19 protein-coding genes and 1 tRNA gene are annotated in these 19,055 nt (G+C 64.4%); 14 read left to right on the top strand and 6 right to left on the bottom strand.

Annotation, left to right across the window (positions count from 1 at the left end; genetic code table 11):
• Positions 1-214: 214 nt before the first annotated feature.
• From PSEMAI1_RS20715 to PSEMAI1_RS21545, 8 genes are all read left to right on the top strand, one after another.
• Positions 215-1,744, top strand: coding sequence for an integrase family protein (locus tag PSEMAI1_RS20715; protein ID WP_084612723.1), 1,530 nt, complete (start codon positions 215-217; stop codon positions 1,742-1,744).
• A 619-nt stretch (positions 1,745-2,363) separates the two neighbouring features.
• Positions 2,364-2,570, top strand: a complete 207-nt coding sequence (locus tag PSEMAI1_RS22060; RefSeq protein ID WP_024304116.1) for an AlpA family transcriptional regulator — start codon at positions 2,364-2,366, stop codon at positions 2,568-2,570.
• An 82-nt stretch (positions 2,571-2,652) separates the two neighbouring features.
• On the top strand, positions 2,653-2,964 hold the full coding sequence (locus tag PSEMAI1_RS0117505; RefSeq protein ID WP_024304115.1) for a helix-turn-helix domain-containing protein: 312 nt from the start codon (positions 2,653-2,655) through the stop codon (positions 2,962-2,964).
• A gap of 86 nt (positions 2,965-3,050) precedes the next feature.
• Positions 3,051-4,088: a toprim domain-containing protein gene (locus tag PSEMAI1_RS0117500; RefSeq protein WP_024304114.1), complete on the top strand. Its 1,038-nt coding sequence runs from the start codon at positions 3,051-3,053 to the stop codon at positions 4,086-4,088.
• On the top strand, positions 4,085-5,632 hold the full coding sequence (locus tag PSEMAI1_RS0117495) for a DUF3631 domain-containing protein (RefSeq protein WP_024304113.1): 1,548 nt from the start codon (positions 4,085-4,087) through the stop codon (positions 5,630-5,632). The genes PSEMAI1_RS0117500 and PSEMAI1_RS0117495 overlap by 4 nt, the downstream gene beginning before the upstream one ends.
• On the top strand, positions 5,632-6,156 hold the full coding sequence (locus tag PSEMAI1_RS0117490) for a hypothetical protein (protein ID WP_024304112.1): 525 nt from the start codon (positions 5,632-5,634) through the stop codon (positions 6,154-6,156). The genes PSEMAI1_RS0117495 and PSEMAI1_RS0117490 overlap by 1 nt, the downstream gene beginning before the upstream one ends.
• A 139-nt stretch (positions 6,157-6,295) precedes the next feature.
• Positions 6,296-6,880 carry a hypothetical protein gene (locus PSEMAI1_RS0117485; protein WP_024304111.1) on the top strand — a complete coding sequence of 195 codons (585 nt, stop codon included), beginning with the start codon at positions 6,296-6,298 and terminating at the stop codon, positions 6,878-6,880.
• Positions 6,881-6,996: 116 nt separating this feature from the next.
• Positions 6,997-7,344: a hypothetical protein gene (locus tag PSEMAI1_RS21545; RefSeq protein WP_084612722.1), complete on the top strand. Its 348-nt coding sequence runs from the start codon at positions 6,997-6,999 to the stop codon at positions 7,342-7,344.
• A 364-nt stretch (positions 7,345-7,708) separates the two neighbouring features.
• Here PSEMAI1_RS21545 and PSEMAI1_RS0117480 read toward each other — a convergent pair.
• Positions 7,709-7,785, bottom strand: a tRNA-Arg gene (locus tag PSEMAI1_RS0117480).
• Positions 7,786-7,916: 131 nt separating this feature from the next.
• Between PSEMAI1_RS0117480 and PSEMAI1_RS0117475 the strand changes: the two genes are divergently transcribed.
• A complete protein-coding gene (locus PSEMAI1_RS0117475; RefSeq protein ID WP_024304110.1) occupies positions 7,917-8,657 on the top strand; it encodes a cytochrome c5 family protein in 741 nt (246 codons plus the stop codon).
• A 100-nt stretch (positions 8,658-8,757) separates the two neighbouring features.
• Here PSEMAI1_RS0117475 and PSEMAI1_RS0117470 read toward each other — a convergent pair whose 3' ends face one another.
• Complete coding sequence (locus PSEMAI1_RS0117470) at positions 8,758-9,456, bottom strand: class I SAM-dependent methyltransferase (RefSeq protein ID WP_024304109.1); 699 nt, start codon at positions 9,454-9,456, stop codon at positions 8,758-8,760.
• 167 nt (positions 9,457-9,623) lie between these two features.
• Entirely contained in the window at positions 9,624-10,427 is an 804-nt protein-coding gene (locus tag PSEMAI1_RS0117465) for a Mut7-C RNAse domain-containing protein (RefSeq protein ID WP_024304108.1), read from the bottom strand.
• Between the two features lie 147 nt (positions 10,428-10,574).
• Between PSEMAI1_RS0117465 and PSEMAI1_RS0117460 the strand changes: the two genes are divergently transcribed.
• Positions 10,575-10,991: a host attachment protein gene (locus PSEMAI1_RS0117460; RefSeq protein ID WP_024304107.1), complete on the top strand. Its 417-nt coding sequence runs from the start codon at positions 10,575-10,577 to the stop codon at positions 10,989-10,991.
• 171 nt (positions 10,992-11,162) lie between these two features.
• Here the strand turns inward: PSEMAI1_RS0117460 and PSEMAI1_RS0117455 are convergent, their stop codons facing one another.
• The gene (locus PSEMAI1_RS0117455) at positions 11,163-13,181 is read right to left on the bottom strand and encodes a UvrD-helicase domain-containing protein (RefSeq protein ID WP_024304106.1); all 2,019 of its coding nucleotides are present in this window, start codon (positions 13,179-13,181) and stop codon (positions 11,163-11,165) included.
• Between the two features lie 137 nt (positions 13,182-13,318).
• Here PSEMAI1_RS0117455 and PSEMAI1_RS0117450 point away from each other — a divergent pair, with 137 nt between their 5' ends.
• Positions 13,319-14,137 (top strand): symmetrical bis(5'-nucleosyl)-tetraphosphatase, encoded by an 819-nt coding sequence (locus tag PSEMAI1_RS0117450; RefSeq protein WP_024304105.1) that lies wholly within the window; start codon positions 13,319-13,321, stop codon positions 14,135-14,137.
• Here PSEMAI1_RS0117450 and PSEMAI1_RS0117445 read toward each other — a convergent pair.
• Positions 14,076-14,900: a 1-acyl-sn-glycerol-3-phosphate acyltransferase gene (locus tag PSEMAI1_RS0117445; protein WP_024304104.1), complete on the bottom strand. Its 825-nt coding sequence runs from the start codon at positions 14,898-14,900 to the stop codon at positions 14,076-14,078. The two genes, PSEMAI1_RS0117450 and PSEMAI1_RS0117445, sit on opposite strands and share 62 nt — an antisense overlap.
• A 43-nt stretch (positions 14,901-14,943) precedes the next feature.
• Positions 14,944-15,762, bottom strand: coding sequence for a bifunctional DNA-formamidopyrimidine glycosylase/DNA-(apurinic or apyrimidinic site) lyase (gene mutM, locus PSEMAI1_RS0117440; protein ID WP_024304103.1), 819 nt, complete (start codon positions 15,760-15,762; stop codon positions 14,944-14,946).
• Between the two features lie 80 nt (positions 15,763-15,842).
• Here mutM and PSEMAI1_RS0117435 point away from each other — a divergent pair, with 80 nt between their 5' ends.
• The 3 genes from PSEMAI1_RS0117435 to ispE are packed head-to-tail and all read left to right on the top strand — an operon-like array spanning position 15,843 to position 19,047.
• Positions 15,843-17,621 (top strand): tetratricopeptide repeat protein, encoded by a 1,779-nt coding sequence (locus PSEMAI1_RS0117435; protein ID WP_232219943.1) that lies wholly within the window; start codon positions 15,843-15,845, stop codon positions 17,619-17,621.
• A complete protein-coding gene (lolB, locus tag PSEMAI1_RS0117430; protein ID WP_024304101.1) occupies positions 17,618-18,163 on the top strand; it encodes a lipoprotein insertase outer membrane protein LolB in 546 nt (181 codons plus the stop codon). The genes PSEMAI1_RS0117435 and lolB overlap by 4 nt, the downstream gene beginning before the upstream one ends.
• 41 nt (positions 18,164-18,204) lie before the next feature.
• Entirely contained in the window at positions 18,205-19,047 is an 843-nt protein-coding gene (gene ispE, locus PSEMAI1_RS0117425) for a 4-(cytidine 5'-diphospho)-2-C-methyl-D-erythritol kinase (protein ID WP_024304100.1), read from the top strand.
• The last annotated feature ends 8 nt before the right edge of the window (positions 19,048-19,055 follow it).

The raw sequence follows: 19,055 nt of genomic DNA, 5'->3' as shown, positions 1-19,055 counted from the left end.
CCTTTGAATTTGGTGGCGCACCCGATTGGAATCGAACCAACGACATTCAGCTTCGGAGTCTAGAGTATTTCTGTTTTGTCAGATTTCGCCAAATCCCGTTGTGTTCCGTAAAACCATTGATATGCAATGATTTGAGCCATATAGTTGTATTTCTACGTGTCATGCTATCCCGTTGTGACTTGGCACGAACTTGGCACAAACTTGGCACGGAATCATGGCGAAGAAATCTCTTTTGGATGTGGCGACAATCAAAAACGCTGTCTGCCCGGAAGGCAAAGGCGTTGACTACCTCAACGATGGAGGCGGTTTGCGCGTCGCCGTTCGGCGCAACTCCAAGACATTCGTATTCCGTTACAACGGCAAAACGCTGACGCTTGGCGAGGCCGATAAAAAGACGCTGGGTGGCAAGGGGGCTTTGACGTTGGCCGAAGCGCGAGCCAAGGCGGATGCGCTGCGCCCATCGGTTCGAGGGGGCGGCAACCCGATTGACGCCAAGCGCGAGCAGGACGAGCGGCAGCGCCAGGAAGAAGCCGAGCGTCTTGCCAAGGCCGAAACGGAACGGCGAGAGCGGGAGGCGGCCGAACGTCTGGAAGCCGCCAAGCTGACCATGAACCAGCTGTTCGACGAGTGGGACACCCATCACGGCGCCACGCTCGACCCGCACTGGCGCGCTGTCCGCCAATCCCATTGGCGTGTGCACCTGGAGCCGCTGTTTGGCAGCCACAAGGTGGCCAGCGCCACCCGCCAGCAGGCGATGAAGCTGTACGACCGCATGGTGAAGGAGGGCAAAGAGGCCACGGCGCGCAAGGTGCTGGCGCTGCTGAAACAGGTCATGCACTGGGCGGTGGAGCGCGACCATGCCGCGCCAAACCATGAATTGCTTCATGCCAGCCCGCCCAAGCCCAAGCGCCGCGTGACTGACGATCAGTTGCCGGAGAACTTCGACATCGAGGCGCACCTGGCCAAGCATGGCGAAAGCGTCATTGGTGACGATGGCGAGGACGATCTGGCGGGGAGGGCGTTGCAGTTTGGCGAGCTGGTCATGCTGCTATCCGAACGGCTGCCGGCGTCTACCCAAGCGGAATCGGGCAAGCGGTTGATTAAGCTGCTGCTGGCTACGGGGTTGCGCGGCGTGGAGGGTACGCGCTTGCGTTGGAACTGGATTTCCCTGGAGCGCCGCCTGATGATCGTTCCAGCCGGTGCCGCCAAGAAGCGCCGGCAGTTGCATATCCACCTGTCCGATTACGCCCTGGAGCAGCTGCGCTTCATGGCGGACTTCCGCATTGCCGGTAACGACCATGTATTCCCGGCCCCGGAGGCGGTCGGCAAGTCCATCCGGCGCGACAACGTCGGCAATGACGTGGCCGCTCGCCAGTTCTACGACCTGCCCGATGAAAGCCCCGAGGCGCGAGCCGCCCGGCTGGCCAAGCGCCTGAAGTACAAGCGAGCCACCAAAGACATGACGCGGTACAACCTGCCCGGCGGCAAATGGACGTTCTACGACCTGCGTCGCACGGCGGCCACGCGGCTGGAGGAACTGGGTATCAGCCGGGACATCGTTGCCCGCGTGCTGAATCATGCCCGTCCTGATGCCAAGACGACGGGCCGCTATGCCCGCTACGCCAACTGGGAAGCGCGCTGCAAGGCGCTGGATTTACTTGGCAGTGCGCTGGCGGATTGTGAGGCCGGGCAACTGCCTGCCGTCGTGGATAGCAACGTGGTGCCGATGTTTAGGACGGCATGACGCTTGCCGAGTAAAAGCAATGAGCATGTGTTGTAGGAAAGACACATGCTAAACGCGCGTTCCCATTGGCTTTGCTGTAGTTGACAGGTGTAAACGCCAATTATAACTGCGGTTATTCTGTTGCTATTGCGTTTCCCCTGCGATTACTCAAGTGCAGCAAGGACTTGGCCGGCTTCTATGCTGATGCGGTTACTTGTCTGGACGAAAGCTGCGCTTAATGCCCGTTAGTGATCAGTGATTCCCGAGAGAATCAAGTTCGCGTCTACGAGAGCGAATTGGTTGTTTTCGGTGGGTGTGCCGGACTGAACGGTACGGTAAAATGCGAAGTGCGATGCAGAAAAACAAAACGGGACTCCCGCCAAGGAATCCCGTTTTGCCAGTCCCGCCAAGGACTGCGCCGGAAGGTCAGACGCCAATCTGACGCCGGCACCGCATCCAACCCGCAAGGGGATGGGCAGTGTTTAGCTGGGAGCTGAACCCCGCCTTTATACCTTTAGCTATGGCTAACTGTAAATCGGGCACGTGTCATTGCGTCGCATTCTGTTGCGACTTTGCCCCATTTACTGGCTCTAGCTGGTATTCCCTTGCGGTTTTTCAATTTATTTGGAGAACCGTATTAATGATTCAGAAATACCTTCGCGTCACCGAAACCGCCGACCGCTACCGCGTCAGCCGCTCCACCATCTACCGCTGGATGGGGGGCGATGGTGTGACCGGCTTTCCCCCGCCGATTAAATTCGGCAAGGCTACGCTGTTCGACCTCGCCCAGCTGGAAGCGTGGGAACAGTCGCAACGTGCCGGGGAGGTAGCCCAATGCGCCGCTTGATACCTACCCTGCTGCTGATGGCCCCCGAAGTCATCGCCGCCGTGTTGCTGCTGGTTACGCTGCAAGTATCGGAGGGGATCGCATGAGCGACGCCACCCCTACCGCCCAGCACTTGGCCGAACATGACGGCCAGCTTCCCGACCCCAGTGCCGAGGCACAGCGGCAACGGCTACTGGTCGCCCTGCGCCAAGGGCCGGTAACGACGCTTCAGGCTCGCCGGCTACACGATGTGCTGCACCCTGCCGCTCGAGTGCAGGAGTTGCGGGAGCGTGGCAATCGCATCATTACCTGCTGGGTCACTGACAACACCAGCGAGGGCCGCCCGCATCGCGTTGCCAAATACGTGCTGACCACGGAGGCCAGCCCGCACCTGATCCCGCGCCTCGACCGCTAACACCACCGACAACCTGAGCAAGACGCGAGGGCGTGACCATGACCGAGAGCATCGGCATAGGCATCCCCTTGCCCGGAGGTATTCAAATGTCTCAGAAAATCGACCTGCAACAAGTCCGCCGTGCCGCCTTCGGGCGCTGGCCGGACATTCTCGCCGCGCTGGGCATTCCCGCCGAGGCGCTGGCCAAGAAACGCAACCAACCGTGCCCGGCCTGCGGGGGAGTAGACCGCTTCCAGTTCATCGACAAGGGCCAGGGCCGTTTCGTCTGTCGTGCCCTGGATGGCCAAGGCGGCGACGGTTTCACCCTAGTGATGCACTGGATGAACGGCGACTTCAAGACCGCGCTGCAAGCTGTCGCTGGTGTGCTGGGGCTGGCCGAAGGCATCGGCCGGCCGTTACCGACACCAGCACCACCGGCACCGGCCAAGAGCACGCCCCCACGCGACGACAGCGCCAAGCTGGCCCGGCTGTGGAACGAGGGACGGCCGATCAGTCATGACGATCCGGTGGGGCTATATCTGCGCCGCCGTGGGCTGGTACTGGGCACCTTCCCCGAGGAGCTGCGCCATCACCCGACCTTGCCGTACTGGGCCGAAGTGGACGGGCAGCCGCACCATCTCGGCACCTTCCCGGCTATGCTCGCCGCCGTCATCTCGCCTGCTGACAAGCTGGTGGGCCTGCATCGCACCTACCTGACCCCCGACGGCAGCAAGGCCCGACCGATCCACCCAACGACCGGCGAAATCCTGGATTGCAAGAAGCTGCTCACCGCCTACGACGGCGCCACCAAGGGCGCGGCCATCCGGCTGTACCCGCCACGCAATGGCGAGCTGGCCGTGTGCGAAGGCATCGAAACCGGCTTGGCCGTCTGGCTGGGTTCTGGGTTGCCGTGCTGGCCGTGCGTGTCGGCAGGCGGGCTGGAACGGGTACGACTGCCCAAGTCGGTCAACGACGTGTTCATCATGGCCGACCACGACACCAGCGGCACCGGCCAGCGCGCCGCCCACGTCCTGGCCAAGAGGTTGGCAGCAGAAGCCCGCCGCCCCCGGGTGCTGATTCCCGACACCACCGGGAATGACTGGCTCGACGTGTACCAATCCCGAGAACTGGAGGCCGCCGCATGAGTGCCCGTGACGATCTGGAACGACTGCAACAGGCCGGCGCCGTGGCGCCAGTTGCCCCGCTGGAGCTGGAAACCGAGGAACAGCTTATCGAGCGCCTGGCCGGGCTGTCCGCCTTAGGCTACGAACGCGCCAAGAAGGCCGCCGCCGAACGGCTGGGGCTGGACCTTCCCGGCCTCAAGAGCGTGGTGACGGAGCACCGCAAGCAGCGCAAGGCGACCAACGATGAGAGCGCCGCCGGGCGCGGCATGCTGTTCGACGACGTGGAACCGTGGCCCGAACCGCTGGCCGGTGCCACGCTGCTGGACGACATCACCGCCGCCGTGCGCTGCTACGTGATCTGCCAACCGGAAACCGCCCAGGCTGCCGCGCTGTGGGCGTCCATGACCTGGCTTATCGACGTGGTGAACGTGGCTCCGATTGCCAACATCACCGCGCCGGAACGCAACTGCGGCAAGTCGGTGATGCTGTCCACGCTGGCCAAGCTCGCCAAGCGCCCGCTGATGGCGTCCAACATAACCCCCGCTGCGCTGTTCCGCGCCGTGGAGCAATGGCAACCGACGTTGTTCATCGACGAGGCCGACGCCTTCGCCGACGACAACGAGGAACTGCGCGGGCTGATCAATTCCGGCCACACCCGCGAAACGGCCTTTGTAGTACGCGTGGTGGGCGACGACCACGAGCCGCGCACGTTCACCACCTGGAGCGCCAAGGCGATGGCCGGCATCGGCAAGCGGGCCGGCACCATCGAGAGCCGCGCCATTCCGCTACAGCTACGCCGCAAGCTGCCGCACGAAAACACCGGGCGCTTGCGCTCTGCCGACGCTGACGCGCTGTTCGCCCTGCTGCGCCGCCAGATTGCCCGCTGGGCCGACGACCACGCCGCCAGGCTGGCCGAGCACGTCCCCGCGATGCCCGACGCCTTGCAGAACCGCAATGCCGACAACTGGGAGCCACTACTGTCCATTGCCGATCTGGCCGGCGGGCACTGGCCTGCTACCGCTCGCCATGCCGCGCTGACGCTGTCGGGCGTGGAGGATGCGCCGAGCGTGGATCAGGAGCTACTGGCCGACATCCGGGAAGTGTTCGAGGTCAGGGGCGTGGCGCGGCTGTTCACCGCCGATCTGCTGGCCGCGCTGCTGGAGGATGAAGAAAAATCGTGGGCCACCTACAACCGGGGCCGCCCGATGAGCGCCAAGCAACTGGCCAACCGCCTGAAGGGCTACGGCATCAAAGGCGGCACCGTCCGCACCCACCACGAGACGCGCAAGGGCTACAAGCTGGAGGATTTCGAGGACGCCTTTGCCCGTTACTTGGCCACACCCGCCGCTCTATCCGTCACACCGTCACAACCCAATAACCACGGGGCTTTCGGTGTGACGGGAGAGAACGCCGCAAGTGCCACACGTCACACTGCCGTCACGCGCAAACCCACGCCGAATAAGGCTTGTGACGTTGTGACGGGAGAAAACCCCGTATCGACACAATCCAACGATGACTGGCTGGCCGACTACGCCGGTGCCGAAGCAAGGGAGGAACTGTTTTGATGAACACCACCCTAACCATCGCCACACTACTGCACAACCTGGCCGCCGCTGGTGTGCGGCTGTCCCTGATGGATGGCGACATCCTCAAGGCCAGCGGCAACCCGGACGGCATCGCCCAGAACCGTGAGCAAATCAAGGCCCACAAGCCAGCCCTCCTCGACTACCTGCGCCAGCAGCAGCGCCAGGACGGGCCGCGCCCGGTGGCCGACCTGACCCCCGCTATCGCCACTGCCGCCGCATTCAAGCACCCGCTGCTCGACCGGAGCCTGGCCCCCACCCATCGCACCACCGCGCCGCTGCTGTTCCACCAGCCTGGCAAGGGGCCATTCCTGATCGGCGCCGGCGAGCTGGTGCACGTGTTCCCATCGCTGTTCGCCGCCAAGGCGGCCGGCCTCCCTGCCGAGGTGTGGCAGGGGCTGGGTGAATGGGCGGCACAGAAGAACGTCGAGAAGGGCTATCGGCTGGTGTGGGTCGAGGGCGACGTGCGCGGCGTGCATCCCGACCACCTGGAGGCACTGCCATGACGCTTTACCGGGTAGCACTGGACACCAGCACCTTGCTTACTCTCGTTCGCCGCCGTAATCACCAACGTTACGGCTCCATACTCGCCAGACACCATTGGTGGACGGCGAAAGTAGCACCTAATTTCCCTGATGATTTCGTATGACAAAAACACTGACCAACAATCTGCGACATGTGGATGTGCGGCGGCTGGCGCGTGATGGCCTTCTGGTGCCGGGACACTCGTTCAACTGGGAATGGTGGCGTGACGGCGCAGTGGTGTCCACGATTGGCCTGCGGGTGCATGAGGACGCGGTGACGTTCGACTATAGCATCGGCACCGGCAATGACCGGCAGAAGGTGAATCAGCGGGTACGGTTACTGACCACGCCCTGCACCTACGGCGGCACGCGGCACTGGTTCGGCTGTCCATACTGCGGCAAGCGGGTGGCACTGCTCTACATGGGCCGGCAAGTGGCCTGCCGCCGTTGCTACGGCATGGCCTACCCGGTGCAGCGCGAGAGCCGACACGACCGGGAAGCTAGACGACTGAACGCCATTCGCGCGCGACTGGGCTGGGAAGCCGGATTTCTGAATGGCAATGGCGGCAAGCCGAAGGGGATGCACTGGCGAACGTTCTACCGCCTGCACGCCGAGCATGATCGTCTTGTCGAATCAGTCGAGGCTGACATTGATCAGCGCCTTGGCCGGGTATCTTCACGGCTGAATAGGATGCGCCGAATGTGACCGACTAGCCCCGATACACACCATGGCACTTTTTTTGTTGATCACCATGCTCATTGATATAGCTTTGGTTATGCTAATAAGATAAAAGAATCAAACCCAGACCAAGGAGCCTTTGCATGTTTCGCCCCCTAATTGTCACCCTGCTTCTTGCCGCATCACCAGCGTTTGCCCAATGTATTGGCACTGGTGGCTTTTCCACATGTACGGATAACAATGGCAATTCCTACACCATCAATCGTTTTGGCGGCAGCACCTATATGAATGGGTATAACGCCAACACGGGATCTTCCTGGAGCCAGGATAGCCATACCATGGGTAATACAACGATCACCAACGGCACTTCCGCTCATGGTGGCAACTGGTCATCGACTGAAACCCAGATCGGGAACACGCGAATCATCAATGGCACGGATAGCCGCGGCCGTCCGTTCTCTGCCACCTGCAATCAGTTTGGCTGTAACTGACTGCCCCTTGGTGACCCCACCCGCCTTAGCGGGGGTTCTCCTCGTTTTGCTTGTATTAGCTCAGCCGGCCTGCCATGCCCGCCAGAGGACGCGGAGTGGATGGGAACCAGGCGAGTGAAAACGCCCCAATGCAATCAGCCTTGGCGAGTTTTCGGAGCAGTACGCGCGCGCGCATTTGAAAAATATCAATGGGAATCAAAACAGCTTGGGCTTGGCAGATTATCGGCACGCATCGCGCGCGCGCACGCGAGGCGGCGGGCGGGTATCAAAGCGCGAACTTGGCACGAACTTGGCACGAAATCACCAAGAAAAGCCGGAAATGAAAAAGGACCCGCGACCAATGATCGCAAGTCCTTGATTATCTTGGCGCACCCGATTGGAATCGAACCAACGACCTTCAGCTTCGGAGGCTGACACTCTATCCAACTGAGCTACGGGTGCTTTGCAGAGCAGGCGGATGATAGCCTAACTGTCCGTGCCCGTCCAGTGAGGGGTTTTTGCCTTGCCGTTAGGCTTCTCGTATAATGCCCCTGATTTCTTCATTGTCATTAATATTTCAGGCGAGGCTGGGAATGAGTAATGGTAACGGGATGGCCCCGGGACAGATTGTCAAAGTCCTGATCGGTGTCGTTGTCTTTCTTGTCGTGGCGATCTGGCTCTTGGCCAAGCTGGCCACCAGTGGTTTCAACGTGGATGCCGAGGTCATGACCAAGGAAGCCGTGGCCGCTCGCCTGAAGCCGGTCGGTGAATCCGTCGCCAGCGACGCGCCTCCGGGCATGCGTAACGGCGAGCAGGTCTACAAGGGTATCTGCATGTCCTGTCACGGCACCGGTCTGGCCGGTTCGCCCAAGTTCGGCGACGCCGGCGCCTGGGCTCCGCGTATCGCCCAGGGCTTCGACACCCTGGTGCAGCACGCTCTGAGCGGCTTCAACGCCATGCCTGCCAAGGGCGGCGCCGCCGACCTGACCGACGATGAAGTGAAACGCGCCGTGGCCTACATGGCCAACGCCGGTGGCGCCAAGTTCGCCGAGCCGAAGGTCGGTGGCGAGGCTGGTGGTGCGGCGCTGGACCCGAACGTGGCAGGCAAGAAGGTCTTCGACAGCGTGTGTACCGCCTGCCATTCCACCGGCGCCGCCGGTGCGCCGAAGCTCGGCGACAAGGCCGCCTGGGGCCCGCGCGTGGCCAAAGGGCTGGACGGCCTGATCGCTTCCGCGACCAAGGGCCTGAACGCCATGCCCCCGAAGGGGGGCTTCACCGGCAGCGACGAGGAATTCAAGGCCGCCGTGGAATACATGGTGAACAACTCCAAGTAAGCCTTTTCCCGCTGCAACGAAAAACGCGCCCCCCCGGCGCGTTTTTTTGTGTGGTGGAAGGGGCCGCCTCCCGCCCCCCCCATCCCTCTTCGAGCACCGATCAAGGCTTGATGGCCACGGCGTTGACCAGCGTCTCCTCGCGCTTGCCCTGGGCCGGCACCGGCAGCCCTATCCATTCCCCGAAACCGATGTCGCTGCGGCTCCACCACAGGTAGGGCAGCGAGATGCGGCTGTCCGGCAGCTCGAAACCGCTGTCCCGTATCAGTGCGATGTACCCCTCCGCCGTCTTCTGCACCTCCATCGGATGACGGAACAGCAAGCGGATTATCCAGGAGTGGATGTATTTCCGGGTCGATTCGGCAAACAGCAGCATGCCACCCGGCTTCAGCACGCGGAAGAACTCGCGCATCGCGGCATTCTGTTCGACGATGTGATGAAAGCTCTGGTGACAGTACACCAGGTCGAACGAGTCATCGGCAAACGGCATGGCCGCGGCGTCGGCAAACTGCAGCGTGACCTTGCTGGCGCAGCGTTCGGCCGTTGCCCCGGCGCGCCGCTGTAACGCCGGATCGGCATCCAGCCCGACGATCTCGTCCGGCTGGAAACGCCGCGCCAGTTCGTCGAACGAGTGGCCGAAGCCGCAGCCGACGTCCAGTATCCGGGCAAACCGTTGCCCTGGCGGAATGATGCGCTCGAGGTCGTTGAGGGCACGGCGCAGGACGTGGACTTTCCAGGTATCACTTTTCAGGAACCAGTTGCCGAAGCGGGTCTCTTCGACGAATGTGGATGCAATGGACATGTTATTGGTATGAATTAAACACAATCGCAATATTGTGAGGGCTTTCCCGGCTTTCAGCGAGTCATGTCGATTGCAAGCCTGCCCGACGAGGCTTGCCTGACCGGGGCATCCTGCTCGACCTCTGTCCGTGTCCTGCCGGTAGTGCTACCGGCGATGGCCGAGCCGCCTCACTGGCGTGGCGCGTCCTCCGCCTCCGGCCACGTCAGCCCGCGCTCCCGCAGCAAGGGCTCCAGCCAGTGACGCAGCCGGTCGCAGTGCTTGCCCTCCCAGTACAGCTTGTTGCAGCCCTGGCAACGGTAGAAGTGGCGCTGATAGGCGTAGACACGCGGTGGCGTCTCGCCGGCGACGCTGGCGCGCGTGACCGGGGCGATGGCCCCGTTGCACTGCGCGCAACGACTGAACAAGCGCAACTGCCGCCACAGGTCAAAGCGTTCCAGCACCTCGATCAGCTGCTGGCGCGGCGCGGTGGCGCGCAGGAAGGCGCCGTGGGTGACCGCGTTGCGCTTGAGCAGGCCGACGTCGCGGGTGAGCAGGGTGCGGTGCTCGGCCAGGGCGACGCTGGCCAATTCCTCGTCCGGCCAGTCGTTGCGGTACAGCGTGTCGAGCCCGAGCAGGCGCAGATAGCGTGCCAGCCGGCCCAAGTGGACGTCGAGGACGAAGGCGGGCTGGCGCAGCGGGGTCGGGCGCAGCAGGTTCAGCTCGGCGAGATCGAAGCGCTCGAAGGTAGGGTAGACCGCCACGCGTTCGCCACCATGCAGATGGTGCTGGAAATCCACCGACACCCCGTCCACCAGGATCAGATCGACTTCGGTGTGCGGCACGCCCAGCGCCTGAATGCGGTCCTTCACGGTCGGGGTGCCGCTGAAGGCGTGCCGGAAGCTGACCTTGCGCCGGGCAGGCGGCAGGAAATCGTTCAGCTCCTCGTAGAAGCGGAACTCGCAGTGCTTGAGGGTCTTCGGGGGACGGGACATGTATGCACTATAACCCTAGAAACAGCCGCTGTTTTTCCCGCCGCCGCGCTCTTGGCGCCGTGCGGGCTGGAGCGGCCGTTGTCCGGAGTGTCGAAGCGGCCCGGCGAAGGGGGCGTTGTGACCGCCTACTAGAGTGGAGGGACTGACATGGATGCTTCATGGGTTGTCGTGGCCGACAGCCGGCGCGCGCGGATTTTCCTGCCTGACGCCAGTGGCCACCGCTTGACGGAAACGACGGAAATCCTTGCCGAAGAGGAGGGCGCCACCGAACCCGCCGCCCCGCCCGAACCGCCGCGCGGCGGCCGTCTGGCAATGGTGTCGCGCAAGGATCCGCAAGAGCACGACGCGGCGGCGTTTGCGCGCAAGCTGGCACAGACGCTGGCGCAGGGCCGCGCGGACGGCAGCTTCGCCCGGCTGGTGCTGGTGGCGCCGCCGCATTTTCTCGGTCAGCTGGGCGAGTGCCTGTCCAAGGAAGTCGAGCGCATGGTCTCGCTCAAACTGTCGCAGGAGTTGACGCACCTCGACGCGGTGGCCATCCGGGAGCATTTGCCGGCGCGCTGGTGAGAGCTCCTTTCATCAGGCGGCTGCGCCTTCGCATCTTGAGCGCCGGTGGTGCGCGGAATCCTCATGTACTGTGTGTACATTCCGGTTCCTGTGCTCCAGCGGTGCTCAACCTGCCTTGGCTCGCTCGCCTGCTGAAACAAGCTCCAAGTCTTCCCCATCAGGGGCGGCGCCTTATTCGGCGCCGCCCTTGCCTTTCTTCCCTTCCAGCATCGCGCTTAGGCTGGCCAGCTTCGACTTGCCCTCGCTCTTGCTGACCACCGGTTCGGCGCCCGGCTTGCCGAAGTGGCGCAGATCGTCGCCGTCGATCTCGGCGATGAAGCGCGACGGGTCGACGAACTGCCACTCGCCGGCGCGCTTGCGCTTGACGCAGTGGGTCAGCGTCAGGCTCTTCTGGGCGCGCGTGATGCCGACGTACATCAGCCGCCGCTCTTCCTCGATCATGCCGTTTTCCACCGACTCGCTATGCGGCAGGATGCCTTCCTCGCAGCCCACCAGGAACACGTGCGGGTATTCCAGCCCCTTGGAGGCGTGCAGCGTGGACATGTGCACCGCGTCCAGCTCGCCCTCGTCGCGCCCTTCCAGCATGGTGATCAGGGCGATCAGCTGGGTCAGCTCGATCAGGTTCTTGTTGTCGGCCTCGCCCTTCCTGGCGAGCCAGGCCACCATCTCCTGCACGTTCTTCCACTTGGTCTCGGCGGCGCGCGGGCTGTCCTCGCTGTCGTACAGCCAGGTCTCGTAGCCGATGGCCTTGAGCATCTCCTGTGCTAGCTCGCCGGCCGGCTCGCGCAGCGCGCGGTACTGCAGGTGGCTGATGAAGTCGCAGAACTGCGTCAGCGGCTCGAGCTGGGCATGCTGCACCTGTAGCCGGAAACCTTCCTCGTGCGCGGCGGCGAACAGGCTCTTCTTGCGCTCCCCGGCCCAGGCGCCAAGCTTTTCCAGCGTGCCGGCGCCGACGCCGCGCTTGGGCGTGGTCAGCGCGCGGATGAAGGCCGGGTCGTCGTCCGGGTTGGTGATCAGCCGCATGTAGGCGATCACGTCCTTGACCTCGGCCTTGTCGAAGAAGCTCTGGCCGCCCGACATCTGGTAGGGGATGCGCTGGTTGCGCAACGCCTGCTCGAAGATGCGCGCCTGGTAGTTGCCGCGGTACAGGATGGCGTAGTCCTTGAACTCGGTGCGGCACTCGAACTTGTGCGCCAACAGGCGCTGCACCACCACCTCGGCCTCGTGCTCCTCGTCCTTGCAGCGGATGACGTGGATCGGCTCGCCCAGCCCCAGTTCGCTCCACAACTGCTTCTCGAACAGCTTGGGGTTGTTGGAAATCACCGAGTTGGCGGCGCGCAGGATGCGCGCGGTGGAGCGGTAGTTCTGCTCCAGCTTGATGATCTTGAGCCTGGGAAAATCCTGCTGCAGCAGGCGCAGGTTCTCCATATTGGCACCGCGCCAGGCGTAGATGCTCTGGTCGTCGTCGCCCACCGCGGTGAACATGCCGCGCACCCCGGTCAGCAGTTTGACCAGTTGGTACTGGCAGGTGTTGGTGTCCTGGTATTCGTCGAGCAGCAAATAGCGCAGCTTGTGCTGCCATTTCTGCAGCACCTCCTCGTTGCTGCGGAACAGCTCCACCGGCAGCCGGATCAGGTCGTCGAAGTCCATCGCCTGGTAGGCGGTCAGGGTGTCCTGGTAGGCGAGGTAGGTGGTAGCGCAGATGCGTTCCCACTCGTTTTCGGCCAACTGCAGCGCCTCCTCGGCGCTCTTGAAGTCGTTCTTCCACAGCGAGATCTGGCTCTGCACCTTGCGCACCTCGTCCTTGGCGGTGGTGCGCAGCAGGTCGGAGATGATCTTGCCGGCGTCGTAGGCGTCGAGGATCGAGAACTGCGGCTTGTAGCCCAGGTGCGGCGCCTCCTGGCGTAGGATTTGCATGCCCAGCGAGTGGAAGGTCGACACCGTCAGCCCGCGCACCTCGGCCGGTGTCATCAGCTTGGTCACGCGCTCCAGCATCTCGCGCGCCGCCTTGTTGGTGAAGGTGATGGCGGCGATGTTGCGCGCGTCCATCTTCGCCTCGCGGATCAGGTGCATGATCTTGAAGGTGATCACCCGGGTCTTGCCCGAGCCGGCGCCGGCCAGCACCAAGAGCGGGCCGTCGAGATAGTGGATGGCCGCGCGTTGCGGCGGATTGAGTTGCGGTGCGGACATGGCGTTTCCGGTGGGAAGGCGCGCCGGGCGGGGCGCGCCGCAAATCGGTAATGCAGGCCGGGCATTGTAGCATGGGGTATCATCGCGCTTGTGCGGACGGTCCTTTCTTCCGGTCCGCTAATCGAGGACAGTCAACCATGGCAACCTACGCAATCGGCGACATCCAGGGCTGTTTTGGCCCGTTCCAGCAACTCCTGCACCTGATCGAGTTCAACCCCGGGCGCGACACGCTGTGGCTGACCGGCGACCTGGTCAATCGCGGCCCCGAATCGCTCGATGTGCTGCGCTGGGTGTTCCGCCACAGCGACAAGGTGCAGATCGTGCTGGGCAACCACGACCTGCACCTGTTGGCAGTGGCCGAGGGCTTCGGCAAGGTGCGCTCCGACGACACCCTGCTCGACATCCTCAACGCCGGCGACGGCAAGTTGCTGCTCGACTGGCTGCGCTGCCAGCCGCTGATGATCGAACAGCAGGGCTACGCCATGGTGCACGCCGGCCTGCTGCCGGAATGGACCGTCGACCGGGCGCTGGGCCTGGCCGAAGAGGTCGAGGACAGCCTCTCGGGGCCGCGTTACCGCGAGTTCCTGTCGCGCCTCTACGGCAACAAGCCGACGCGCTGGAGCGACGAGCTCAAAGGCATCGACCGGCTGCGGCTGGTGGTCAACGCCATGACGCGCATGCGGCTGGTGACGCGCGAGGGCGAGCTGGACCTGGCGTTCAAGGGCGAACTCGACAAGGCGCCGGCCAACCTGCTGCCGTGGTTCGACGCCCCCGGGCGGCGCAGCGCCGGCACGCCGATCATCTGCGGCCACTGGTCGGCGCTCGGGCTCTACGTCACCGAAGACATCCTGTCGATCGATACCGGCTGCCTGTGGGGCGGCAGCCTGACCGCGATCAGGCTGGAGGATCGGCAGGTGTTCTCGCTGCCGTGCCGTGCAGAACTGGCGCTATCCTGAGCCCGCGTGCGATCTCGGCGCGCGCGGCCTCGGCGAGCTGGAAGCGGCTCGGCTCGCTGTCCCCGTCGCCGTCGGCGCTGATGCGGTTACCGTAGCGTAGCTCCACCCGTATCGCCGGGGTGGCTAGGATCATGCCGAGGCTCTGCAGGAAGGTAGTATCGCCGGCGTAGGCGGCGGCGGTGCAGGGCGTGTCGTGCGGCGTGCGGTAGTTGAGTGCCACCGGCTGCACCGTGCCGCGCGACTGGCGCACCGACTCGAACAGCGAGGGCTTGAACGGCAGCAGTACGCTGCCGTCCGAGGTGGTCGCCTCGGGGAACACCGCCATGCAGCCGCCGTTCTCCAGCGCCCGCGCCAGGTGCTGGTTGACGCGGCTGGCGTCACGCCGGCTGTTGCGGTCGATGAACACCGTGCCGGCGCTGGAGACCAGCCAGCCCGCTACCGGCCAACGTCGGATCTCCTGCTTGGCGACGAAGCGCGACACCGTCGCACTGTTCAGCACGAAGATATCCAGCCACGACACATGATTGGCCACCAGCAGGGTATTGCTCGGGTAGAAGCCGGGCGAATCCCCGCTCACCTCCACCGTGATCCCCAGAATCTTCAGCAACTGGCGCGACCAGCGCTGCGTCACCACGGCGCGCTCGGCGTAGGCCAGGCGCGGAAAGCGGGTGGCGACGATGGCCAGTCCGACGGCGATGTGCCATCCCATGCGGGTCAGACGGTAACAGCGGGTCGGCAGCGAGGTGGGGCGAGTCGGGCGCATTCGGTAAGGCATGGGGTGCGGAGGAGAACGGGATGCTTCGACTCTACCATGGCTGGCAGTGCGGGCAGTAGTAGGAACTCCGTTGCCCTTGGCGAATCTGACGTATCAATGAACCGCAGGCGTGGCAGGGCTCCTCGGCGCGGCCGTACACCGCGTAGGTCTGCTGGAAGTAGCCGGGCTGGCCGCTGGCGCCGACGAAGTCGCGCAGCGTGCTGCCGCCGGCATCGATGGCGCGCGCCAGGATATTCTTGATGGCATCGGCCAGGCGATCGCAGTCGGCCCGGGTCAGCCGGCGTGCGGCGCGCCCCGGCCGGATGCCGGCCTGGAACAGCGACTCGTTGGCGTAGATATTGCCCACCCCCACCACCACATGGTTGTCCATCAGCAACTGTTTGATCGCCGTGGTGCGCCCGCGGCTGGCCCGGTACAGCGTGTCGCCGCCGAACTCGTCGCCGAGCGGCTCCGGCCCCAGCGACGCCAGCAGCGGATGGAGCTCGACCGGTCCCACGTGCCACAGCATGGCGCCGAAGCGGCGCGGATCGCGATAGCGTAGCGCCGTGCGCCCGTCCAGAATGAGATCGATGTGGTCGTGCTTTTGCGGGGGCGTGTCGGCCGCCACCAGCCGCAGGCTGCCGGACATGCCGAGGTGCACCAGCAAGGTGCCGCTGGCGAACTCCAGCAGCAGGTACTTGGCGCGACGGCGCACCGCCAGCACCGGCAGGCCGGTGAGCGTGGCGGCCAGCGCCGGCGGCACCGGCCAGCGCAGCCGGGCCTCGCGCACGACGACGCCGGTGATTGTGGCGCCGGCGAGGTGCGGCTCGACACCGCGCCGGGTGGTTTCCACTTCGGGTAATTCGGGCATGTTATTCCGCGCTCCACGGCCATCAATAATATCAATGAGCGTGGTATTCTACGCTTTCGCCGGGTCAAGACTCCATGCACATGAAACCGTTAAACCGAACCCTTCCCCTCCTCTTGGCACTGCTGCTGTCCGCTTGTGCGGCTCCCCGCCAGCCTGAGCGCACTACGGCCCCGGCCGAGCCCGCGGTGGCGGCGGACAGCGCCTCCGACGACGACGGCGACGAAGCCGGCGCGGCCAAGGCCGAGGCGTCCAATGCCCGGTTGCCGAAGGTCGAGCTCGACAGCCACATCCTGTTCGGCGTGCTAGCCGGGGAGATCGCCGCCCAGCGTGGAGCGGCCGGGGCGTCGGCGGTGACCTATCTCGACCTTGCCCGCCAGACCCGCGACCCGCGCCTGGCCCAGCGCGCCGCCGAGTTCGCCCTGTTCTCGGGCCAGCTCAAGGTCGCCTCCGAGGCGCTGGCGCTGTGGGTGGAGCTCGATCCGGATTCCGGCACCGCGCGCGAACAACTGCTGATCACCCTGCTGCGCTCGGGCAAGCTGGCCGAAAGCCGGCCGCTGGTGGAAGAACTGCTCCAGCGCGAACCGGCGCGCGCCGGCGCCATCTTCGTGCAACTGGCGCGGCTCACCGCGCTGCAAGGCGACAAGAAGGGCGCCTACGACCTGATCCAGCAACTAGCGGAACGCTACCCCGAGCTGCCCGAAGCGCGCTTCTCGGTGCTGGCGGTGGCGGCCGATCTCGGCAACCAGGAGGTGGTCGATCAGGAGTTCGACCGGCTGGCCCGCATCGCGCCCAAGTGGGATCTGCCGGTAGCCTGGCAGACCGACCGTCTGCGCCGCACCGACCTCAACGCCGCCATCGCCTTCCTGAAGAAGGAACTGGAGCGGCGGCCCGAGGCCGGGCTGGAGTTGAAGATGGCCTATCCGCGCCTCCTGGTTGGCGCCAAGCGTTTCGACGAGGCGCGCCGAGCCTTCGAGGTCCTATTGCAGGCGCAGCCGAAGAATGCCGAGCTGATGTATGGCGCCGGCCTGCTCGCGCTGCAACAGCGTGACCTGCCGGTGGCCAAGCGCCATCTGGAAGCGGCGCTGGCAGAAAAACACCCCGAAAGCGACTTCATCCGCTACACCCTGGGCCAGCTGGCCGAAGAGCAGGACGACCTGCCCGCCGCGCGGCGCTGGTACGAGTCGGTCGGCCAGGGTGCACAATACCTGCCGGCGCAAGGGCGGCTGGCCGAGCTGGACGCCGCCGCCGGCAACCCCGACGCCGGTATCGCCCGGCTGCAGAAGCTCGATATCGCCGGCAACGCCCGCGTCCAAGTGGTGCTGGCGCAGTCGCAGATCGCCCGTGACGCCAAGCGCTATGACCTGGCGCACGCGCTCTTGAGCCAGGCGCTGCAAGAGGCCCCGGGCACGCCGGAACTGCTCTACGAGCGGGCGCTGGTGGCCGACCTGCTGGGCAATTACGAGGGCACCGAGAGCGACCTGCGCGCCTATCTGCGCGAGAAGCCCGATGACCCGCAAGGGCTCAACGCGCTCGGCTACACCCTGGCCAATCGCACCACGCGCTACCAGGAAGCCCTGGGGCTGATCGAAAAGGCCTTGCGGGCCGAACCGGACAATCCGATGGTGCTCGACAGCATGGGCTGGGTGCTGTTCAAGCTGGGACGACTCGAGCCGGCGCGCGAACACCTGCAGCGCGCCTTCACCGCCTCACCGGACGCCGAAATCGCCGCCCACTACGGCGAAGTGCTGTGGCAGCTCAATCGCCGCGATGAGGCACGCGAGGTGTGGAAGAAAGCCACCGGCAGCGAAGCCAGCCTCGAGATGCTGAAGGACACCGTGCATCGCCTGGAGCGGCCATGAGCCGCTGGCTGGTACTGGGCCTGTGCGGCCTGTTGCTGACCGGCTGCGCCACCCGTGACGTCGCGTTCCATCCGCAGGCTCCGGTCAACGTGCCGCAGGATACGCCGTTCTCGATCTCCGGCCGCCTGTCGGTCAAGGCCGACGGCAAGGGGCAGGTGGCCAACTTCGACTGGAATCACGACGCCCAGCGCGACCAGCTGTCGATCAACAGCCCGATCGGCTCGACTGTGGCGCGAGTCGAGCGCGACGGCAACGGCGTGACGCTGCAGGCCGATGGCAAGACCTACCAGGCGGCCGACGTCGAAAGCCTGACCGAACAGACGCTGGGCTGGCCGCTGCCGCTGTCCAACCTTGCCTGGTGGATACGCGGCCTGCCGGCGCCGGGCTGGCCGCAGAGTGTCTCCGCCGACGGCGTGCTGCACCAGCAGGGCTGGGCCATCCGCTTCGTCAGCGACGCCGCACAGCCCGGCCCGTACCCGAAGCGAGTCGAGATGGAGCGCGAGCAGTTGTCGATCCGTCTTGTTGTGCATGCTTGGCGCTGATTTCCTGATTTCATCCATTCCGTCTTCCGAATTCTTCCGACATGACCGCCGTCTTCCATGCCTATCCGGCCCCGGCCAAACTCAATCTGATGCTTAAGGTGGTGGGACGCCGTGCCGACGGCTACCACCTGCTGGAAACCGTCTTCCGTTTCATCGACTACAGCGATACCGTCGAACTGGCGGTGCGCGACGACGGCGAGATCGAATTGCTGAACCCGATCGACGGCGTGCCGGCCGAGCGCGACCTGACCGTGCGCGCGGCGCGCCTGCTGCAAGAGCACAGCGGGACTTCGCTGGGCGCCAGCATCCGTCTCACCAAGCGTATTCCGATGGGCGGTGGGCTGGGCGGCGGCAGCTCCGACGCCGCCACCGTGCTGCTGGCGCTCAACACGCTGTGGCAGACCGGGCTCTCGCGCGAGACGCTGATGCAACTGGGCCTCAAACTGGGGGCCGACGTCCCGGTATTCGTGTTCGGACGCAACGCATTCGCTACCGGCATCGGTGAGGAACTGACCGAGCTGGAATTGCCCGAAAAGTGGTACGTGGTGTTGCATCCGGGGGTGCATGTGCCGACCGCTGAAATTTTTTCGTCAAAACTGTTGACAAGGAATTCGGACCTCTCCATAATGCGAATCCTCGAAACAACGCAGCAACGACGAAACGACTTGCAGCAGGTTGTGACGAGTAAGTATCCAGCGGTAAGCGAAGCATTGAGCGAGCTTGAAAAATACGGTTCGCCGCTGATGACAGGCTCCGGAAGTTGTGTGTTTCTGGAGTGCGATTCGGAAATCGAAGCCGATAAAGTTTATAAGGCGCTGTCGCAGAAGTACAACGGATTCGTAGCAAAAGGACTCAGTGTCCACCCGTTGTTCGACAGCCTCTAGCCCAGTTA

Origin of the sequence: Pseudogulbenkiania sp. MAI-1 (assembly GCF_000527175.1) — a bacterium.
GTDB lineage: Bacteria > Pseudomonadota > Gammaproteobacteria > Burkholderiales > Chromobacteriaceae > Pseudogulbenkiania.
This window is presented reverse-complemented; position numbering and strand designations above follow the sequence as displayed.

Coding starts and splice junctions, on each gene's coding strand:
- PSEMAI1_RS20715 (WP_084612723.1), top strand. CDS start 215: ATGGCGAAGAAATCTCTTTTGGATGTGGCGACAATCAAAAACGCTGTC.
- PSEMAI1_RS22060 (WP_024304116.1), top strand. CDS start 2,364: ATGATTCAGAAATACCTTCGCGTCACCGAAACCGCCGACCGCTACCGC.
- PSEMAI1_RS0117505 (WP_024304115.1), top strand. CDS start 2,653: ATGAGCGACGCCACCCCTACCGCCCAGCACTTGGCCGAACATGACGGC.
- PSEMAI1_RS0117500 (WP_024304114.1), top strand. CDS start 3,051: ATGTCTCAGAAAATCGACCTGCAACAAGTCCGCCGTGCCGCCTTCGGG.
- PSEMAI1_RS0117495 (WP_024304113.1), top strand. CDS start 4,085: ATGAGTGCCCGTGACGATCTGGAACGACTGCAACAGGCCGGCGCCGTG.
- PSEMAI1_RS0117490 (WP_024304112.1), top strand. CDS start 5,632: ATGAACACCACCCTAACCATCGCCACACTACTGCACAACCTGGCCGCC.
- PSEMAI1_RS0117485 (WP_024304111.1), top strand. CDS start 6,296: ATGACAAAAACACTGACCAACAATCTGCGACATGTGGATGTGCGGCGG.
- PSEMAI1_RS21545 (WP_084612722.1), top strand. CDS start 6,997: ATGTTTCGCCCCCTAATTGTCACCCTGCTTCTTGCCGCATCACCAGCG.
- PSEMAI1_RS0117475 (WP_024304110.1), top strand. CDS start 7,917: ATGAGTAATGGTAACGGGATGGCCCCGGGACAGATTGTCAAAGTCCTG.
- PSEMAI1_RS0117470 (WP_024304109.1), bottom strand. CDS start 9,456: ATGTCCATTGCATCCACATTCGTCGAAGAGACCCGCTTCGGCAACTGG.
- PSEMAI1_RS0117465 (WP_024304108.1), bottom strand. CDS start 10,427: ATGTCCCGTCCCCCGAAGACCCTCAAGCACTGCGAGTTCCGCTTCTAC.
- PSEMAI1_RS0117460 (WP_024304107.1), top strand. CDS start 10,575: ATGGATGCTTCATGGGTTGTCGTGGCCGACAGCCGGCGCGCGCGGATT.
- PSEMAI1_RS0117455 (WP_024304106.1), bottom strand. CDS start 13,181: ATGTCCGCACCGCAACTCAATCCGCCGCAACGCGCGGCCATCCACTAT.
- PSEMAI1_RS0117450 (WP_024304105.1), top strand. CDS start 13,319: ATGGCAACCTACGCAATCGGCGACATCCAGGGCTGTTTTGGCCCGTTC.
- PSEMAI1_RS0117445 (WP_024304104.1), bottom strand. CDS start 14,900: ATGCGCCCGACTCGCCCCACCTCGCTGCCGACCCGCTGTTACCGTCTG.
- mutM (WP_024304103.1), bottom strand. CDS start 15,762: ATGCCCGAATTACCCGAAGTGGAAACCACCCGGCGCGGTGTCGAGCCG.
- PSEMAI1_RS0117435 (WP_232219943.1), top strand. CDS start 15,843: ATGAAACCGTTAAACCGAACCCTTCCCCTCCTCTTGGCACTGCTGCTG.
- lolB (WP_024304101.1), top strand. CDS start 17,618: ATGAGCCGCTGGCTGGTACTGGGCCTGTGCGGCCTGTTGCTGACCGGC.
- ispE (WP_024304100.1), top strand. CDS start 18,205: ATGACCGCCGTCTTCCATGCCTATCCGGCCCCGGCCAAACTCAATCTG.